This is a genomic window from Bradyrhizobium sp. DN3, assembly GCF_041357655.1.
Lineage (GTDB): Bacteria > Pseudomonadota > Alphaproteobacteria > Rhizobiales > Xanthobacteraceae > Bradyrhizobium.
Window position 1 is genome coordinate 23,481 of record NZ_JAULLN010000021.1, and the last position, 16,434, is coordinate 39,914.

A 16,434-nucleotide genomic window follows, 5' to 3' on the forward strand; every position below is an offset into this window, starting at 1 on the left:
CCTAGGCCTCCGGCACGATCTTGCCGGGGTTGAAGATATTGAGCGGATCGAGCGCCTTTTTCAGCGCCCGCATCGCATCCAGCGCTTCGGGACCGAGCTCGGCCTTGAGATATTTCTGCTTGCCCTGGCCGATGCCGTGCTCGCCGGTGCAGGTACCGTCCATTGCCTGCGCACGCTCGACCAGGCGATGCATGAACTCCTCGCCGCGCGCCATCTCGCCGGGATCGTTGACGTCACACACCAGCGAGCAATGGAAATTACCGTCGCCGACATGGCCGACGATCGGCGACAACAGGTTGAGGCGCTTGAGATCCTCCTCGGTCTCGCTGACGCAGTCGGCGAGACGCGAGATCGGCACGCAGACGTCGGTTGCGACCACGCCGATGCTGTCGCCGGGACGTAGCGCCTTCACCGACCAATAGGCGTCGTGCCGGGCCTGCCACAGTTTGGTGCGATCCTCCGGCTTGGTGGTCCAGGAGAACTCGCCGCCGCCGCACTCTTTCGCGATCTCGCCGAAGGCCTTGGACTGCTCGCCAACCTCGATCTCGCTGCCGTGGAATTCCATCAGCAGCAGCGGCGTCTCCGGCAGCGTCAGCTTGGAATAGGCGTTGCAGGCCTTGACCTGCGCAGCATTGAGCAGCTCGATGCGCGCCACGGGAATGCCGGTCTGGATCGCCAGGATCACCGCCTGACAGGCGCCGTGCACGGTTTCGAATGACACCGCGCCGGCCGCGATGGTCTCGGGGATGCCGCGCAGGCGAATGGTCAATTCCGAGATGATGCCGAGCGTGCCTTCGGCGCCGACGAACAGATGGGTGAGGTCGTAGCCGGCGGATGATTTCTTGGCACGCGTGCCTGTGGTGATGATCTCGCCGTCGCCGCGCACGACTTTCAGCGCCAGCACGCTCTCGCGCATGGTGCCGTAGCGCACCGCATTGGTGCCGGAGGCGCGGGTCGAGGCCATGCCGCCGAGCGAAGCGTCCGCGCCGGGATCGATCGGGAAGAACAGGCCCTGGTCGCGCAGATGCTCGTTGAGCGCCTTGCGGGTGACGCCGGGCTGGATCACGCAGTCGAGGTCCTCGGCATGCACCGCGAGCACCTTGTTCATGTCGCGCAGGTCGACCGAGATGCCGCCGGCGGGCGCGTTGACCTGGCCCTCGAGCGAGGTGCCGGTGCCGAAGGGAATGACGGGGACGCGATTGTTGGCACAGATCCGCACCACGTCCTGGATGTCGGCGGTCTCCTGCGCCATCACCACGCCGTCGGGCGGCTGGTTGACGATCCATGTCGTGGTATGGCCGTGCTGTTCGCGAACGGCCTGCGAGGTGATGAGGCGGTTGCCGAAGCGTGCGGCAAGCTGTTCCAGCGCACTTGCGAGGGCTTTCGGCTCCGGCCGCGGCGGATTATTGGTGATGGTCGTGCCCACGGACATTCCTCCCGAGAGAAGAACCGTGGCAAAGGACATAAAACCGGTCAAGTCAAGGGACCGGACGCATGGCTAGGGAAGGATATATGCCGGAGACTACCGCCTCAGCGCCCCAAGCGCAGCCATTCCGCGCCTCGATCATGCAGATCGAGCCGCAATGGATCGACTACAACGGCCATCTCAATATGGCCTATTACAACGTGATGTTCGACCGGGCGATCGACCAGCTCTGGCTCGAGCTCGGGATGGGCCCGGCCTACATGAAGGAGCGAGGCGGCTCGAGCTTCACCGCCGAATGCCATGTGCGCTATTTGCGCGAGATCCACCTCGGCGATCCCGTGCAGATTTTCGTCTGGCTGCTGGAGGCCGACGACAAGCGGCTGCACACCTTTGAGGAGATGCGACACGCGACCGAGGGCTGGTTGTCGGCCACGTCCGAGAACATGTCGCTGCACATGGACATGAATGCGCGGCGCGTTGCGCCGTTTCCGCCTGATATCCGCGAGCGCATCGCTGCGGTCACAAAGGCGCACAGCGCGGTAGCCCGACCCGAGGGCATCGGCCGGAACGTGGCGATGCCCTCGAAGCGGTAGCCGCGCTATACCCTGTTGCGGCCGCGCGCCAAGCCGACCACGGCCGAGACCAGGAACAGGACGACCGCGATGAAGAAGATGATCTTGGCGATCTCGATCGAGGCGCCGGCGATGCCGCCGAAGCCCAGGATACCGGCGATCAGTGCGATAACCAGAAACGTCACAACCCAGCCAAGCATGGTCAAACCCTCGTCTTGATGTCTGTCTGCGTCCAGCGCGGCTGCCGCGCCACCTGCCCAGACAATCTCGACGCGAGAACGATGGTTCCGGCCCACGCAAGAGCGAAATTCGCTGCCTTCGCAGGAACAAATCGGGCTGCCGCGCACGTGGAAAACCGTGTCACGACGCCCCATATAGGGACCAATCCCTGTTAAGAAGGCTCCCTTCCGTCACCCCGCGGTGCCATCGTGGGGCCAATGATTCGCATGACCGAGCCGAGCAAGATCACAGGCGTTCCCGACCACCAGCCCGCAGCCGGCGGCATCGCCGCGCGTGCGCGCGCCTCGGTGGGCCCGAAATATCTGTCCGGGCTCAATCCGGAGCAGCGCGAGGCGGTGGAGACGCTGGACGGTCCGGTCCTGGTGCTGGCCGGCGCCGGCACCGGCAAGACGCGCGTCCTGACCACGCGCATCGCCCACATCCTAAGCCAGGGCCGCGCCCGCCCCGCCGAGATCCTGTCGGTGACCTTCACCAACAAGGCCGCGCGCGAGATGAAGCACCGGCTCGGCCAGATGCTGGGCCATGCCGTCGAGGGCATGCCGTGGCTCGGCACCTTCCACTCCATCGGCGGCCGCATCCTACGCGTCCATGCCGAACTGGCGCAGCTCAAGTCGAACTTCACCGTGCTCGATGTCGACGACCAGGTCCGGCTGCTCAAGCAGTTGCTCCAGGCCGAGAACATCGACGACAAGCGCTGGCCGGCGCGCATGCTGGCCGGGCTGATTGACGGCTGGAAGAACCGCGGCCTGATGCCGTCGCAGGTGCCGTCGGGCGAGGCCGCGATGTTCGCCAACGGCAAGGGCGGCAAGCTCTATGCGAGCTACCAGGAGCGGCTGAAGATATTGAACGCCGCCGATTTCGGCGATCTGCTGCTGGAGAACATTCGCATCTTCCGCGAGCATCCGGACATCCTCAGGCAATACCAGCAGCGCTTCAAATTCATCCTGGTCGACGAGTACCAAGACACCAACGTCGCGCAATATCTGTGGCTGCGGCTGCTATCGCAGGCGCCGTCTTCTCCCTCCTTCACCTCTCCCCGCTTGCGGGGAGAGGTTGGATCGCCTTTAGGCGATCCGGGTGAGGGGGTACAGGGCCAACCAGAGATATCGCTCGCGGAGAGAGCCCCTCACCCCAGCCCTCTCCCCGTGAAGGACGGGGAGAGGGAGCAGAAGGGCCCCACCAAAAACATCTGCTGCGTCGGAGACGACGACCAGTCGATCTATGGCTGGCGCGGCGCCGAGGTCGACAACATCCTGCGCTTCGAGCACGATTTTCCGGGAGCCAAGGTGATCCGCCTCGAGCGCAATTACCGCTCGACCGGCCACATCCTCGCCGCCGCCTCGCATTTGATCGCACATAATGAAGGTCGGCTCGGCAAGACGCTGCGCACCGAGGACCAGGACGGCGAGAAGGTCACGGTGACGGGCTCGTGGGATTCCGAAGAGGAAGCGCGCGGCATCGGCGAGGAGATCGAGCAGCTCCAGCGCCAGGGCGAGAAGCTCAATGAGATCGCGATCCTGGTGCGCGCCTCCTACCAGATGCGCGAGTTCGAAGACCGCTTTGTCACGCTCGGCCTGCCCTATCGCGTGATCGGCGGCCCGCGCTTCTATGAGCGCGCCGAGATCCGCGACGCGCTCGCCTATCTGCGCGTCATCAATTCACCCGCCGACGATCTCGCCTTCGAGCGTATCGTCAATACGCCCAAGCGCGGGCTTGGCGACGCCACCGTGCAGATGCTGCACGACCACGCCCGCAAGCGCCGCATTCCCTTGTTCGAAGCGGCTCGCGCGGTGGTCGAGACCGACGAGCTGAAGCCGAAGGCGCGCGGGTCGCTTCGCGATCTCATTGCGCAGTTCGACCGCTGGCGTGCCCAGCGCGAAGTCACCGCGCATACCGACCTCGCCCAGGCCGTGCTCGACGAGAGCGGATACACCGAGATGTGGCAGAAGGACCGTTCGGCCGACGCCGCGGGCCGACTGGAGAACCTGAAAGAACTCGTGCGCTCGATGGAGGAGTTCGAGAACCTGCAGGGATTCCTCGAGCACATCTCGCTGGTGATGGACCGCGACGGCGGCGCTGAGGACGACGCGGTGTCGCTGATGACGCTGCATTCGGCCAAGGGACTCGAATTCGACAACGTGTTCTTGCCGGGCTGGGAGGAAGGCCTGTTCCCGAGCCAGCGCACGCTGGATGAGCAAGGCCGCGCCGGGCTGGAAGAAGAGCGCCGGCTCGGCCATGTCGGTCTCACGCGCGCCCGCCGCCGCGCGAAAATCTATTTTGCGACCAACCGCCGGATCCATGGCACCTGGTCGACCACGATCCCGTCGCGCTTCCTCGACGAATTGCCGGCGGCCAATGTCGAGATCACGGAATCCAAGGGCGGCTCGGCCTGGGGCGGCACCGGCGGCTATGGCGCCTCCCGCTTCGACGACATGGAGGCGTTCGGCTCCAGCTATTCGACGCCGGGCTGGCAGCGGGCGCAGGCCAACCGCAACCGCGGCGGTTTCGAGGAAGAGGCCACCTCGTTCTCCTCTTCGTCCTCGCCCGATTTCGGCAGCTTCTCCTCGCGCCGCCGCGGTCCCCTCACCATCGAGGGCGAGCTGGTCGCCAAGTCGACCGGCACGACCTCGGAATTCTCGCTGGAAGACCGAGTCTTCCACCAGAAATTCGGCTATGGCCGCGTCACCAAGATCGACGGCAACAAGCTCACCATCGCCTTCGACAAGGCCGGCGAGAAGAAGGTCGTGGACAGCTTTGTGCAGCGGGCGTGAGGCCATGCCTCACTACATCGCCATCATCGAGGATGCCGGCCCGGACGATGCCGTCGGCGTCTGGTTTCCGGACCTGCCCGGCTGTATTTCCGGTGGCGACGACGTCGACGAGGCCCTGGAGAATGCGCCCGAGGCGCTCGCGCTCTATGCGCAGGACCTGATCGAGGGCGGCCGGCAGCTTCCTCCGCCGCGAACGCTGGCTGAGCTCGAGGCCGATCCGGAATTTGCCGACGATCTCAGGAACCACATGGTCGCCCGGATCGAATTTCCCGCCCGCGCGGATACCACGGAGTGAGGACTGTTCGCCGCACTGGCCGGACTCTCGACAGTTCTGGTCCGAACAGGCCTTGACCATCGCGAACTTCCCCGTATCAGATGCAACCCATGGTCCGGGGCTCCATCACATTGATCGTACTTGTATTGGGGATGCCGTCGCTTGCGGCGGCGGAGACCATGAGCTTTGGCGATTCGATCGGAAAGCTGGCGGCGAGCTGCGGTGCGGAAATCGTCGCCAATTGCCGCGGCGTCAATCCGGATTCGACCCGGCTGAAGGAGTGCCTGTCGCGCAACCGCGACGTGCTGTCCCCGCAATGCCAGAGCGACTATCTCGGCGTCTTCGACGCCATCCAGAAGCGCGTCGCCGCGCGCGTCACGGTGGCGAACGCCTGCCAGCGCGAAATCGTCAAGGTCTGCGGCGGCTCGACCAAGGAGACCAGCAAATCGATCCCCTGCCTGGTCTCGACGCCCAAGGGCATCAGCAACAACTGCCTGAAGGCCGTCGACGACGCGGGGTATCGCTGATGCGCGCGAAGGGGCGCTCCACCGCCGGACTAGGCATCGCGCTGGGCTTCGCCCTGCTCGCGGGCGCCGCCCGCGCGCAGACGGCGGCGCCGACCCGCGACGACATCGTCGGCAAGCTCAACCATTTCGAGGAAGCCGCCGAGGTCGACCTTCCCGCGCTGAAGCAGCAGGTGATGGAGCGCGCAAAGGCCAGGATCAAGAACGATCCCGGTCCGGTGAACCGGCCGCTGATCGCGCCTGACCTCGCCAAGCTGCCCGCCTTCAACGCACAGATCCAGTTCGACGCCGACACGCCGATCATCCAGCCGGCATCCTATCAGACCGTGGGCCGCATTGCGGATGCGCTGGTGCATTCCTCGCTGCTGCCCTACACCTTCTTGATCGTCGGACATGTCGAGTCCAACTCGAAGACGCGCGAGGCCAATGCGATCCTGAGCCAGCGCCGCGCGGACGCGATCCGCGACGTGCTGGTGAACACGTTCAAGATCTCGACCAAGCGGCTGCATCCGATCGGCCTCGGCGAGGAGCAGTTTCTCGACCGGGCCAAGCCGACTTCGGCCGTCAACGGCCAGTTGCAGATCCTGACCTATGCCAAGCTGCCGGAGGAGCCTGCGCGTCCGGCTGCGGCACCTGCGCCTGCGGCGAAAAAGCCCGCCAAGAAACGCTGAGCGAACGCGGCTTCGCGGCCGACGGAACCCTTTGAAGTTCTGGCCATTTTGTGACCTGTCTCACAGCGCAACAGCGCGGTCTCGCGCGACAATAGCGCCGGTTTGTGCACCGCCCTATCAGGTGCTATAGCCTCTGTTCGCCCCTTCCCCCGACCCCGTGCTGCATGAGACCGAAATGGGTGGCTTTTTTCAGCGCCAACTTGCCGTCTACGTCGAGTACCATCGCGATCCCCGGAACACGGCGATGCATGTGGTCGGCATCCTCCTGCTGTTCACCGGCGCTGTCATGCCGTTGACACTGGTCAAGCTGCCGCTGTTCGGATTCGATGTCAGCCTCGCGGTGATCCTGGCGCTGCCGGTTCTGATTTACTGGCTGCTGCTCGATCTGGGGCTCGGGCTCGGCATTCTGGTCGTCTCCATTGTGCTGTTTTCGATTGCGACCGCCATCGCGGCGCAAGTCAGCACCGTGGTGATGTGGGCGATTTTCGCCACGCTGGTCGTGCTCGGCCTCGCCGCGCAGACCATCGGCCACAAGGTTTTTGAGGGGCGCGAGGCCTCGTTGTTCACTTTTCCTTCGCATCTTTTGCTTGGACCGATGTTCGTGATGGCAAAATTATTCATTGCACTGGGCTTCCGTCGCGACCTTGCCGCGATTCTGGGGCCTCTTCCGACCAATTCCCTTTCGACCCGATAACTTCCAGAAGCGAAACAGCAAACCGTCTTCATGGCTCTCGTACTGGTTACCGGTGGCAGCGGCTTCATCGGACATCATCTCGTAGAAGCGCTCCGCGCCCGTGGGCAGCGGGTGCGTGTTCTCGATGTTCGCGCCCCGGCCGCGGCGAACGCGGATGTCGAATATGCCCATGGCTCGGTGCTGGACCGCGATGCGGTCGATGCCGCGCTGGCCGGCGTCGATCAGGTCTATCACCTCGCCGGCCTGCCCGGCATGTGGGCCGCCAACAAGCAGGACTTTCACGAGGTCAATTGCCGCGGCACCGAGATCGTGCTCGCGGCCGCGATGAAGCGCGGCGTGTCGCGCTTCCTGCACTGCTCGACCGAATCGATCCTGTTCCCCTATTCCGACCTCAACGGTGTTCCCGCCGAGGAGGCGCTGCAGCCGGCCGATGCGATGCCCGGCGCCTATACGCGCTCGAAGTCGCTCGCCGAGCATTGCGCCGCGAAGGCCGCGGCCAGCGGCTATCCGCTCGTGATCGGCACGCCGACCATGCCGATCGGCGCAGCCGATCACAATCTGACGCCGCCGACCGCGATGCTGTGGTACTTCCTCCAGAAGAAGGTGCAGCCGCATCTCAACTTCCTGGTCAACCTCGTCGATGTCCGCGACGTCGCCATGGGCCTCGTGCTGACCATGGAGCGTGGCCGCATCGGCCAGCGCTACATTCTCGGCGGCGACTGCGTCCCGCTCGGCAACATCCTGCGCATGATGTCGGCGATGAGCGGCCGCCGGCAGTTTCCGGTCGTCGTGCCCGGCAGGATCGCCGAGCTCTCCGCGATCATGCTTGAATACATCGCCGATCACATCACGCGCCGGCCGCCGAACGGCACCGCCGAGGGCGTGCGCATTGCGCTGGCCGCGAGCGATCTCTCGATCGGCAAGGCCCGCACCGAACTCGGCTATTCGCCGCGTCCGATCGAGCCGGTCCTGCGCGAAACCATCACCCACCTTCTCGCCCGCGGCGGCCTGCCCGCCTCCGGCGCCATCGAGCATCACGCGCTCTCCTCGCGCGCGAGCTGAGCGCTCCGCCCAACGCAAAGAACCTTCATGTCCTTCGATTTCAGCAAGCTTCTCTCTGTCGCCTGGGGTGGTTGGACCACGACCTGGCCGACGCAACTGCTCGCCCTGATCTGGCTCGCCTGGCTCGCCAGTTGGGTCGGCGCCTCGTTCTGGCAGGGCCGCACCCAGAAGCAGGTGATGACGCTGGAATCCGGCCGCTATCGGATCCCGATCCTGGTCGGCGGCATCCTGTTCACGCCGTGGACAGCCGAGGTGCTGAACGAGAAGCCGCTCTGGGTGTTCAGCAATATTGGCGTCTACATCACGGCCCTGATCGTGCTCGCCGGCATCTCCTTCACCTGGTGGGGACGGCTGCATCTCGGAAAATTCTGGTCCAACACCATCACCCACAAGGAAGACCATCGCGTCGTCGACACGGGTCCCTACGGCATCGTGCGCCACCCGATCTACACCGGGCTGATCGCGGGCATGCTCGCGACCGGCATCGCAGTCGGCACGGTGACCGCGATCCTCGGTGCCATCCTGATCTCGCTCGGCATGTGGCAGAAGGGCCGGATGGAAGAAGTGTTCTTGTCCAAGGAACTCGGCGAGGACGCGTACGGCGCCTATTGCCGCCGCGTGCCGATGATCATCCCGTTCCTGTCGCCGCGGTGACGAAGACGCCGCCACACCCTCCGATGTCGTCCTGGCGAAAGCCAGGACCCATTACCCCAGGGAGGAGTTTGGCGGAGACTCGCCGTCCGGTCCTCCCACCGCGCCGCAATCGATAGATTCCGCGGTATGGGTCCTGGCTTTCGCCAGGACGACGTTGTGGAGGCAGTGCGCCTCGCCGGGAACCGCCGCTCCCTGCCCCGTTACCCCTCGAACCTGCACCACCCGCAGAGCATCGAGCCATGTCGGATGCCTACGATTATTTTCGCGAGCACGCGATTGCCGCCGTCCGCAAGGCGCGGGTGTTGCCGCCCGGGTGGCCGAAGCGAAAGCAGCGCACGGTGGCGCGGGTCTATCACCTCCTGTCCAAGGAGGCCGCGCTCAGACCGAACATCCGTCACCTCGATGATGTTCGCGCGGCACGCCGGCTCGAGCGGCAAATCGCCCGCTGATCTCCACGCACAGCCCGTCGGTGCTCGTCCCATGCAAATTCGATCGGCTGCCATTCCAAGGGAATAGACCCCGGCGGCATGCCGCACAGGTTGACGTCTGTCCCGTCAACCAGTTGGATGCGCGCGCACACAGGGGCTTCTCATGACGTTTTCAAGCATCTTTGCGCAGTTCGTTGCGCTCCTCGGCGGCATTGCGCTGCAATGGCGGAAGCTCTCGGGCACCGAGCCCGCACCCGCCTGGGGAGAGACGCCTGCGATCCCCCAGGCGAAGCCGCAAGGCGCGATCCCGACACTGAAGATGCCGACCGCGCGCGGCTGGAGCGAGGGCCAGAAGCCGACCGTCGCGCCCGGGCTCAAGGTCAATGCGTTCGCGACCGAGCTCGATCATCCGCGCTGGATCGAGGTGCTGCCCAATGGCGACGTGCTGATCGCGGAAGCGACGCAGATCGCCGGCCCCCCGCGCACCGTGTTTCACTATGCGATGCAGGCGACGATGCGGCGCGCCGCAGCGCTCGGCGTTTCCGCCAACCGCATCACGCTCTTGCGCGACAAGGACGGCGACGGCGTCGCGGAGGTTCGCGGTGCCTTCATGGAAAACCTCAGCCAGCCGTTCGGCATGGCGCTGGTCGGCGACACCTTCTATGTCGGCAACACCGATGGTGTGATGGCGTTTCCTTACGTCGCCAATGCCGACCGCATCACCGCGCCGGGCAAGCGGCTCACGATGTTCAAGCCGGGCGGCCACTGGACCCGCAGCCTGCTCGCGAGCCCCGACGGCAAAAAACTTTATGCCGGTGTCGGCTCGCTCACCAACATCGCCGAGATGGGCATGGAGGTCGAAGAAGGCCGCGCCGCGGTCTACGAGCTCGACCTCGTCGCCGGCACGCATCGCATTTTCGGCGCGGGCCTGCGCAATCCCGTGGGACTCGCTTGGGAGCCAACGACGGGCGTGCTCTGGACCGTCGTCAACGAGCGCGACGGGCTCGGTGACGAGACGCCGCCGGACTATCTCACTTCGGTGCGCGACGGCGGCTTCTATGGCTGGCCCTATTGCTACTGGGGCAAGACGGTGGACGACCGCGTGCCGCAGGATCCGGCGATGGTCGCCAAGGCGCTTCAACCGGACTACGCGCTCGGCGGCCACACCGCTTCGCTCGGCCTGTGCTGGATGCCCGCAGGGACCCTGCCCGGCTTCCCCGACGGCATGGTGATCGGCCAGCACGGCTCATGGAATCGCAGCAAGCTGTCGGGCTATAAGCTGGTGTTCATTCCGTTCGAGAACGGCAAGCCGTCCGGCCCCGGTCGCGACATCCTGTCGGGCTTCCTGTCCCCGGACGAGAAGGAATCCTACGGCCGCCCGGTCGGCGTCGTGATCGGCCCCGACAAGAAGTCGCTGCTGATGGCCGACGATGTCGGCAACGTGATCTGGCGCGTGACGGGGGCTTAAAACTCAAGTCCCCACACACAACGTGGCGCGCTGCTTGCGCAGCAGCGCGATCACCGACAGTGCGGTGATCAGGCCGGTCTTGGGATTTTCGGACGGGATGTTCTCGATGGACATCGAGAAGCGAGCGGAATCCGCCTCGACCTCGATGCGATGAACGTTGCGCGTCACGGTCGGGTCAGCCCAGATCTGCACCTGCGTGCGGTCGGGCCCGACGCCCGCAAGCGACAGCGCCACCGCGACGTTGAGATTGGCCGGGAAACCCTTTGCGGCCTCGCGCGCGGTGCCTTCGAACAGCTTGAGCGGCTCGCGCAGCTTGTCGATATCGATATTGTTCTCGACGATGAACGGCGCGCCCTTCAAGCCGTCGATCGGCTTGCGCGTCACCATCTTCACCGAATGAATGGTGCCGATTGCGGCAGCGTTGACGGCGTCGAGCCCGATCAGCGCGCCGGTCGGCACGATGATGCGGCCACCATTGGCACGGGCGAGATCGACGAGATCGAAATTGTCGAGCAGCCCGCCGACGCTGACCACGACCGCGGCCTTGCCACGCCTGACCGCAGGCTCGACGATCTCGCGCAGATGCCGGCTCGGCGCACACTCCACCACTATGTCGGCGGCGTTGCCGAGCTGGTCGATCGGCAAGACCCGCGGCGAGCTGCGCAGGCCGCCGAGAAACGCCCGATGCTTGGCGGGATCGCGCATGGCCACCGCCGACAGTGTCAGTCCTTCGATGCCCTGGTCGAGCGCGGTCGCGATCTTGGTGCCGATCGAGCCCAATCCCGCGATGGCAACCCGCAACTCGCTCGACGCTCTCTGTTCAGTCATCGCACTCACCTTTGATCCGAGCTTTGGTCATAGCGCCTCACGCCTCCCGCGCATAGCTGCGCAGACGCGTCTCCAGCACTGCCAGCATGGCGTCGCGGGCCGGATCGCGCGAGCCGCGCAGCCATGCGGCGGCGAGCGGCAGCCGGCCGACCGGGCCGACCTGCTTCGGCCGGAGCGGCACGAAGCGTACGCCGGTCACTGCCATCCGCGCGGTCCAGCGCGGCACGATCGCAACGCCGAGCCGGGTTGCGACCAGGTTGATGATGGTCTGCTTCTCATCGGCGACCTGCACGATGCGCGGTGTTAATCCGGCCTGCTCGAACAGCTTCATCGTAAGGTCATGGCTGTGCGGCCGCGAGCGGCGGTCCGGCACCAGCATCGCCTCGTCGGCGATGTCAGCCAGCCTGATCGACGTCCTCTTGGCCAGCGGATGCCGCTGCGGGAACGCCACGATCGCCGTCTCCTGGAGCAGATCGCGGAATTCCAGCCGCTTGTCCGCATTGTCGGGAGGGCGAACGAAGGCGAGATCGAGGGCGCCGGTCAGGATCTTCGGCAGCAGCCGGACCGTCTTGTCCTCCAGGAGCTGGACCGCGATGTCAGCATGCTTGTCGCGGAAATCGCGCAGCAGCGGCGGCAGCAACCCCGCCGCCGCGCTGTCGATGGCGCCGACCCGGAGCCGCCGCGCGCCTGCGCGTGAGCGGTTGCGCAAATTGCTCTCAACCGCCTCGACCCGGGCGAGGATGGCGCGAGCATCGCGCAGCAGCGTCGTTCCATCCTCGGTGAGTGACACCGCGCGCGTCGTCCGCGCGAACAGCCGCGTGCCCAGATCCTCCTCGAGCAGCCTGATCTGGCGGCCGAGCGCGGAGGGCAGCATCTGGAGCTGCTGCGCCGCGCGGCCGAAATGCAGCTGTTCGGCCGCCGCCACGAAGCATCGCAACTGATGCAATTCCATCCCAAATCCTCTCGTGTCGCGAGATCGTCATGCCCGGGCTTGTCCCGGGCATCCACGTTCTTTGCACCGCGCCGCAAGACGTGGATGGCCGGGACAAGCCCGGCCATGACGGCGAGGAAGCGTCAGCGCGCCTAACGCTCACCTCGCATAGGTTACCTCCCGAGGATTATATCATTTTTTTGTATAAACCAGCGCCAATTGAGTCCGTCTCCGTTCCCCGCCTAGGCTTGCCGCCGGCGTGGACCTTTCGGGTCCGCCACACAACAACAAACCGGAACCTGAGGAGGCCAGGGTGGCGAGCGAGATTCAGACGCGCGTGCTGCGCAAGATCACCTTGCGCATCGTTCCCTTCATCATGTTGCTGTACTTCGTGGCCTTCATCGATCGCGTCAACATCGGCTTCGCGTCGCTGACGATGAACAAGGACATCGGCCTGTCGCCCGCGGTCTATGGCTTCGGTGCCGGCATCTTCTTCTGGGGCTATTTCTTGTTCGAGGTGCCCTCCAACATCATCCTGCACAAGATCGGCGCGCGGATCTGGATCGCACGGGTCATGATCACCTGGGGTCTGGTCTCGGCCGCGATGGCGTTCGTGCAAGGGCCGACCAGCTTCTACGTGCTGCGCTTCCTGCTCGGCGTCGCCGAAGCCGGCTTCTTTCCCGGCATCATCCTCTACCTCTCCTACTGGTTTCCGGCGCGCCAGCGTGCCGCGGTGACGGCACTGTTCATGGCGGCCGCGCCGCTCTCGACCGTGCTGGGCTCGCCGATATCAGGTGCACTGCTGGAGATGGACGGAATGTTCGGCTTCAAGGGCTGGCAATGGCTGTTCGTGCTGGAGGCGCTGCCGGCCGTGCTGCTCGGCTTCGTCGTGCTGGGCTTTTTGACCGACCGTCCGGAGAAGGCGAAATGGCTTGCGGAGGACGAACGGCGCTGGCTGGTCGAGACCATGAACGTGGAGACCACCAGCAAGGCCGCGACCGCGAGCCACAGCATCTGGCGCGGGCTCGCCGATCCCCGCGTGCTGGCGTTGTCGCTGATCTATTTCGGCACTTCGGCCGGCCTCTATACGCTCGGCGTCTGGGCGCCGCAGATCATCAAGCAGTTCGGCCTGTCCTCGCTTCAGGTCGGCTTCCTCAATGCGCTGCCGGCAACGGCCGCCGTCATCGCCATGATCCTGTGGGCGCGGCACTCGGACCGCACCGGCGAGCGCACCTGGCACGTCGTGTGGGCCTGCCTGATCGCCGCCGCGGGCCTCGCCTATGCCGGCCTTGCGACCGGCGTCGTCGCCGTGCTGGTCGCGCTGACGCTGGTCAATATCGGCATCTCCTCGGCAAAACCGCCGCTCTGGAGCATGCCGACGCTGTTCCTGTCCGGACCCGCGGCCGCGGCCGCGGCCGGCATTGCCACCATCAACTCGATCGGCAATCTCGGCGGTTTCGTCGGTCCGGCCATGATCGGCTGGATCAAGGACCAGACCGGCAGTTTTGTCGGCGGGCTCTACTTCGTCGCCGGCCTGCTCGTTCTCTCTGCGGTCCTCACCCTGCTATTGTCGCGCGCACAAACCGCGCCCGTCGAACCCGTCCCACAATCCAACTGATCTCTCAAACGGAGCATTCTCATGCGCACCCATTCGATCGCAGCCATTCCCGCCGACGGGATCGGTCCCGAGGTCATCTCGGCCGGAATCCGCGTGCTGGACGCGCTGGCAAAACGCAGCGGCGACCTCGCCTTCAACGTCAAGACGTTCGACTGGGGCTCGGACTATTACAAGAAGCACGGCGTGATGATGCCGGCCGATGGGCTCACCGAGCTGAAGAAATTCGACGCGATCTATTTCGGCGCGGTCGGTGCGCCCGACGTGCCCGACCACATCACGCTGTGGGGACTGCGCCTGCCGATCTGCCAGGGCTTCGACCAATACGCCAACGTGCGGCCGACCAAAATTTTGCCGGGCGTCGCCTCGCCGCTGCGCAATGTCGGCGTCGGCGATCTCGACTGGGTGATCGTGCGCGAGAATTCGGAAGGCGAATATGCCGGCATGGGCGGCCGCGCCCACAAGGGCCTGCCGGAAGAAGTCGGCACCGAAGTCGCGGTCTTCACCCGCGTCGGCGTCACCCGCATCATGCGATATGCGTTCCAGCTCGCGCAGTCGCGTCCGCGCAAGCTGCTCACGGTCGTGACCAAGTCGAACGCGCAGCGCTATGGCATGGTGATGTGGGACGAGATCGCGGCCGAGGTCGCCGCTGATTTTCCCGACGTCAGCTGGGATAAGATGCTGGTCGACGCCATGACGGTGCGCATGACGCTGCATCCGAAGAGCCTCGACACGATCGTGGCGACCAATCTCCATGCCGACATCCTCTCCGATCTCGCCGGCGCGCTGGCCGGGAGCCTCGGCGTCGCGCCGACCGGCAACATCGATCCGCAGCGCCGCTTCCCATCGATGTTCGAGCCGATCCACGGCTCGGCCTTCGACATCACCGGCAAAGGCATCGCCAACCCGGTCGCGACGTTCTGGACCGGCGCGCAGATGCTCGAGCATCTCGGCGAGAAGGACGCGGCCTCGAGACTGATGGCCGCCGTCGAGCGCGTCTGCGCCGCCGGTGTGCTGACGCCCGATGTCGGCGGCAAGGCGACGACGAAGGAAGTGACGGATGCCGTGATCGACGCGATTCACGGGTCGAACGTGTGAGGTCGTTGCCGCTATTAAGACTAGTCTTGCCGCTGGTTCCCTGCACCTCTCCCGCTTGCGGGAGAGGTCGCGCCGAAGGCGCGGGTGAGGGCTCTCTCCTCTCTGGAGGTTCTCGCTTGTGGAGACACCCTCTCCCCAACCCTCCCCCGCAAGCGGGGGAGGGAGCGCACCGCCTTCGTGACTACGATTAGAAGCCCTACCTCCGCCCGGCCGGCGGCGGCATCGCCATCGCTGCGGCCGGCTCCGGTGGTGTCAGATGACGCGGGACGATGATGGTCTGGCCGGGCGTGAGCTGCGCGTCCTCTGCAAGCGAATTGCTCTGCGCGAGCGACCACAGCGGCACACGGTTGGCGGCGGCGATGCTCTCCATGGTGTCGCCGCGACGAACCGGCAGCCGAACGCCGCTGTCCCATAATTCGACCAGCGTATCGGCGGGCACGAGATAGCGCAGCGGCACGGCATCGGCCTGGGTCTGCGGTGGGATGCGCGGCAACTTCGTGACCATCTCGACGATCTGGCGATGGATGTCGTCGGACTTCTCGATGTTGATGTGCGAGACGCGCGCGTTTTCCTTCAGATCATAGCTGGCATAATGGCCGCGAAAACCGGGCACGGCCACGACGTCGCCGCCGCCGAGCACGCTGTCGGACAGGAAGATGTTGATGAAACGCTCGACATTGAGCGGCACGTCGCCGGTCGCATGCGCGGGATCGATGGCGATGACGAGGCTGATCGGGATGTTCTCCTTGGCCGCCATCTCGGAGATGACGATCGAGCACAGCCCGCCCATGGAGTGCCCGATCAGCACGATCGGCGCCGCCTTCTCCTTGTAGCTGGCGATGACGCGGTTGCCGATCAGCCGGCACAGCGTGAATTCGTAGACGTCGGCGGAGAAGCCGGCCTGCGTCAGCTTCTCGCCGAGCCGATCCATGCCGGTCGAGAAGATCGGGCCCATGGCGCCGCGGAACAGATAAACCTTCGGCGGCGGCAATGGCTCGAACGGCGGTGGCGGCGGCGCGGCGGGGACGGCCGCAGTGGTCTTGGACTTGGCCGGTGAGGCCGCGGCCATGCCGCTGCTCAAGGCGAGCAGCGCAACCGCTGCCAGCACGACTAGTCGCCTCACATGAATCATCCGTCCAGCAGTCCCGCCACGGGGAGGCAGTGGCCTCCCCCGCGGG

General features: G+C 65.5%; 17 protein-coding genes. 12 read left to right on the top strand and 5 right to left on the bottom strand.

Annotated features, from left to right (window positions below):
- Position 1 precedes the first annotated feature (1 nt).
- Entirely contained in the window at positions 2 to 1,426 is a 1,425-nt protein-coding gene (locus tag AAE027_RS27535) for an FAD-binding oxidoreductase (protein WP_249757758.1), read from the bottom strand.
- Between the two features lie 86 nt (positions 1,427 to 1,512).
- On the opposite strand from AAE027_RS27535, the gene AAE027_RS27540 reads away from it, so the two are divergent.
- Positions 1,513 to 2,019: a thioesterase family protein gene (locus AAE027_RS27540; protein ID WP_249757759.1), complete on the top strand. Its 507-nt coding sequence runs from the start codon at positions 1,513 to 1,515 to the stop codon at positions 2,017 to 2,019.
- Between the two features lie 5 nt (positions 2,020 to 2,024).
- Here the strand turns inward: AAE027_RS27540 and AAE027_RS27545 are convergent, their stop codons facing one another.
- Entirely contained in the window at positions 2,025 to 2,198 is a 174-nt protein-coding gene (locus tag AAE027_RS27545) for a DUF1328 domain-containing protein (protein WP_018319670.1), read from the bottom strand.
- Positions 2,199 to 2,435: 237 nt separating this feature from the next.
- Here AAE027_RS27545 and AAE027_RS27550 point away from each other — a divergent pair, with 237 nt between their 5' ends.
- The 9 genes from AAE027_RS27550 to AAE027_RS27590 all read left to right on the top strand — a co-directional run bounded on the left by AAE027_RS27550 (position 2,436) and on the right by AAE027_RS27590 (position 10,784).
- On the top strand, positions 2,436 to 5,009 hold the full coding sequence (locus tag AAE027_RS27550) for an ATP-dependent helicase (RefSeq protein WP_370989357.1): 2,574 nt from the start codon (positions 2,436 to 2,438) through the stop codon (positions 5,007 to 5,009).
- A 4-nt stretch (positions 5,010 to 5,013) separates the two neighbouring features.
- Positions 5,014 to 5,304: a type II toxin-antitoxin system HicB family antitoxin gene (locus AAE027_RS27555; protein WP_370989356.1), complete on the top strand. Its 291-nt coding sequence runs from the start codon at positions 5,014 to 5,016 to the stop codon at positions 5,302 to 5,304.
- Between the two features lie 89 nt (positions 5,305 to 5,393).
- Positions 5,394 to 5,810 (top strand): hypothetical protein, encoded by a 417-nt coding sequence (locus tag AAE027_RS27560; RefSeq protein WP_091879108.1) that lies wholly within the window; start codon positions 5,394 to 5,396, stop codon positions 5,808 to 5,810.
- Complete coding sequence (locus tag AAE027_RS27565) at positions 5,810 to 6,478, top strand: OmpA family protein (RefSeq protein WP_370989355.1); 669 nt, start codon at positions 5,810 to 5,812, stop codon at positions 6,476 to 6,478. Before AAE027_RS27560 ends, AAE027_RS27565 begins: the two co-directional genes overlap by 1 nt.
- A 175-nt stretch (positions 6,479 to 6,653) precedes the next feature.
- Entirely contained in the window at positions 6,654 to 7,172 is a 519-nt protein-coding gene (locus AAE027_RS27570; RefSeq protein WP_370989354.1) for an Mpo1 family 2-hydroxy fatty acid dioxygenase, read from the top strand.
- Between the two features lie 30 nt (positions 7,173 to 7,202).
- A complete protein-coding gene (locus AAE027_RS27575) occupies positions 7,203 to 8,234 on the top strand; it encodes an NAD-dependent epimerase/dehydratase family protein (RefSeq protein WP_370989353.1) in 1,032 nt (343 codons plus the stop codon).
- A 27-nt stretch (positions 8,235 to 8,261) separates the two neighbouring features.
- A complete protein-coding gene (locus AAE027_RS27580) occupies positions 8,262 to 8,888 on the top strand; it encodes a methyltransferase family protein (RefSeq protein WP_370989352.1) in 627 nt (208 codons plus the stop codon).
- A gap of 239 nt (positions 8,889 to 9,127) precedes the next feature.
- Positions 9,128 to 9,337: a hypothetical protein gene (locus tag AAE027_RS27585; protein ID WP_370989351.1), complete on the top strand. Its 210-nt coding sequence runs from the start codon at positions 9,128 to 9,130 to the stop codon at positions 9,335 to 9,337.
- Between the two features lie 142 nt (positions 9,338 to 9,479).
- Positions 9,480 to 10,784 carry a PQQ-dependent sugar dehydrogenase gene (locus AAE027_RS27590; protein WP_370989350.1) on the top strand — a complete coding sequence of 435 codons (1,305 nt, stop codon included), beginning with the start codon at positions 9,480 to 9,482 and terminating at the stop codon, positions 10,782 to 10,784.
- A 3-nt stretch (positions 10,785 to 10,787) separates the two neighbouring features.
- Here AAE027_RS27590 and AAE027_RS27595 read toward each other — a convergent pair whose 3' ends face one another.
- Positions 10,788 to 11,612: an aspartate dehydrogenase gene (locus tag AAE027_RS27595; RefSeq protein ID WP_370989349.1), complete on the bottom strand. Its 825-nt coding sequence runs from the start codon at positions 11,610 to 11,612 to the stop codon at positions 10,788 to 10,790.
- Positions 11,613 to 11,649: 37 nt separating this feature from the next.
- Complete coding sequence (locus AAE027_RS27600) at positions 11,650 to 12,564, bottom strand: LysR family transcriptional regulator (RefSeq protein ID WP_370989348.1); 915 nt, start codon at positions 12,562 to 12,564, stop codon at positions 11,650 to 11,652.
- Positions 12,565 to 12,856: 292 nt separating this feature from the next.
- Between AAE027_RS27600 and AAE027_RS27605 the strand changes: the two genes are divergently transcribed.
- A complete protein-coding gene (locus tag AAE027_RS27605; RefSeq protein ID WP_370989347.1) occupies positions 12,857 to 14,161 on the top strand; it encodes an MFS transporter in 1,305 nt (434 codons plus the stop codon).
- A 21-nt stretch (positions 14,162 to 14,182) separates the two neighbouring features.
- On the top strand, positions 14,183 to 15,256 hold the full coding sequence (locus AAE027_RS27610) for a tartrate dehydrogenase (protein WP_370989346.1): 1,074 nt from the start codon (positions 14,183 to 14,185) through the stop codon (positions 15,254 to 15,256).
- Between the two features lie 196 nt (positions 15,257 to 15,452).
- Here AAE027_RS27610 and AAE027_RS27615 read toward each other — a convergent pair whose 3' ends face one another.
- Complete coding sequence (locus tag AAE027_RS27615; protein ID WP_370989344.1) at positions 15,453 to 16,388, bottom strand: LysM peptidoglycan-binding domain-containing protein; 936 nt, start codon at positions 16,386 to 16,388, stop codon at positions 15,453 to 15,455.
- Between the last annotated feature and the right edge of the window lie 46 nt (positions 16,389 to 16,434).

Bases quoted from the DNA above. Each gene is read 5' to 3' on its own strand.
- AAE027_RS27615 (WP_370989344.1), bottom strand. From the start codon at position 16,388: ATGATTCATGTGAGGCGACTAGTCGTGCTGGCAGCGGTTGCGCTGCTC.
- AAE027_RS27600 (WP_370989348.1), bottom strand. From the start codon at position 12,564: ATGGAATTGCATCAGTTGCGATGCTTCGTGGCGGCGGCCGAACAGCTG.
- AAE027_RS27560 (WP_091879108.1), top strand. From the start codon at position 5,394: ATGGTCCGGGGCTCCATCACATTGATCGTACTTGTATTGGGGATGCCG.
- AAE027_RS27570 (WP_370989354.1), top strand. From the start codon at position 6,654: ATGGGTGGCTTTTTTCAGCGCCAACTTGCCGTCTACGTCGAGTACCAT.
- AAE027_RS27610 (WP_370989346.1), top strand. From the start codon at position 14,183: ATGCGCACCCATTCGATCGCAGCCATTCCCGCCGACGGGATCGGTCCC.
- AAE027_RS27585 (WP_370989351.1), top strand. From the start codon at position 9,128: ATGTCGGATGCCTACGATTATTTTCGCGAGCACGCGATTGCCGCCGTC.
- AAE027_RS27565 (WP_370989355.1), top strand. From the start codon at position 5,810: ATGCGCGCGAAGGGGCGCTCCACCGCCGGACTAGGCATCGCGCTGGGC.
- AAE027_RS27595 (WP_370989349.1), bottom strand. From the start codon at position 11,612: ATGACTGAACAGAGAGCGTCGAGCGAGTTGCGGGTTGCCATCGCGGGA.
- AAE027_RS27545 (WP_018319670.1), bottom strand. From the start codon at position 2,198: ATGCTTGGCTGGGTTGTGACGTTTCTGGTTATCGCACTGATCGCCGGT.
- AAE027_RS27575 (WP_370989353.1), top strand. From the start codon at position 7,203: ATGGCTCTCGTACTGGTTACCGGTGGCAGCGGCTTCATCGGACATCAT.
- AAE027_RS27580 (WP_370989352.1), top strand. From the start codon at position 8,262: ATGTCCTTCGATTTCAGCAAGCTTCTCTCTGTCGCCTGGGGTGGTTGG.
- AAE027_RS27540 (WP_249757759.1), top strand. From the start codon at position 1,513: ATGCCGGAGACTACCGCCTCAGCGCCCCAAGCGCAGCCATTCCGCGCC.
- AAE027_RS27550 (WP_370989357.1), top strand. From the start codon at position 2,436: ATGATTCGCATGACCGAGCCGAGCAAGATCACAGGCGTTCCCGACCAC.
- AAE027_RS27590 (WP_370989350.1), top strand. From the start codon at position 9,480: ATGACGTTTTCAAGCATCTTTGCGCAGTTCGTTGCGCTCCTCGGCGGC.
- AAE027_RS27555 (WP_370989356.1), top strand. From the start codon at position 5,014: ATGCCTCACTACATCGCCATCATCGAGGATGCCGGCCCGGACGATGCC.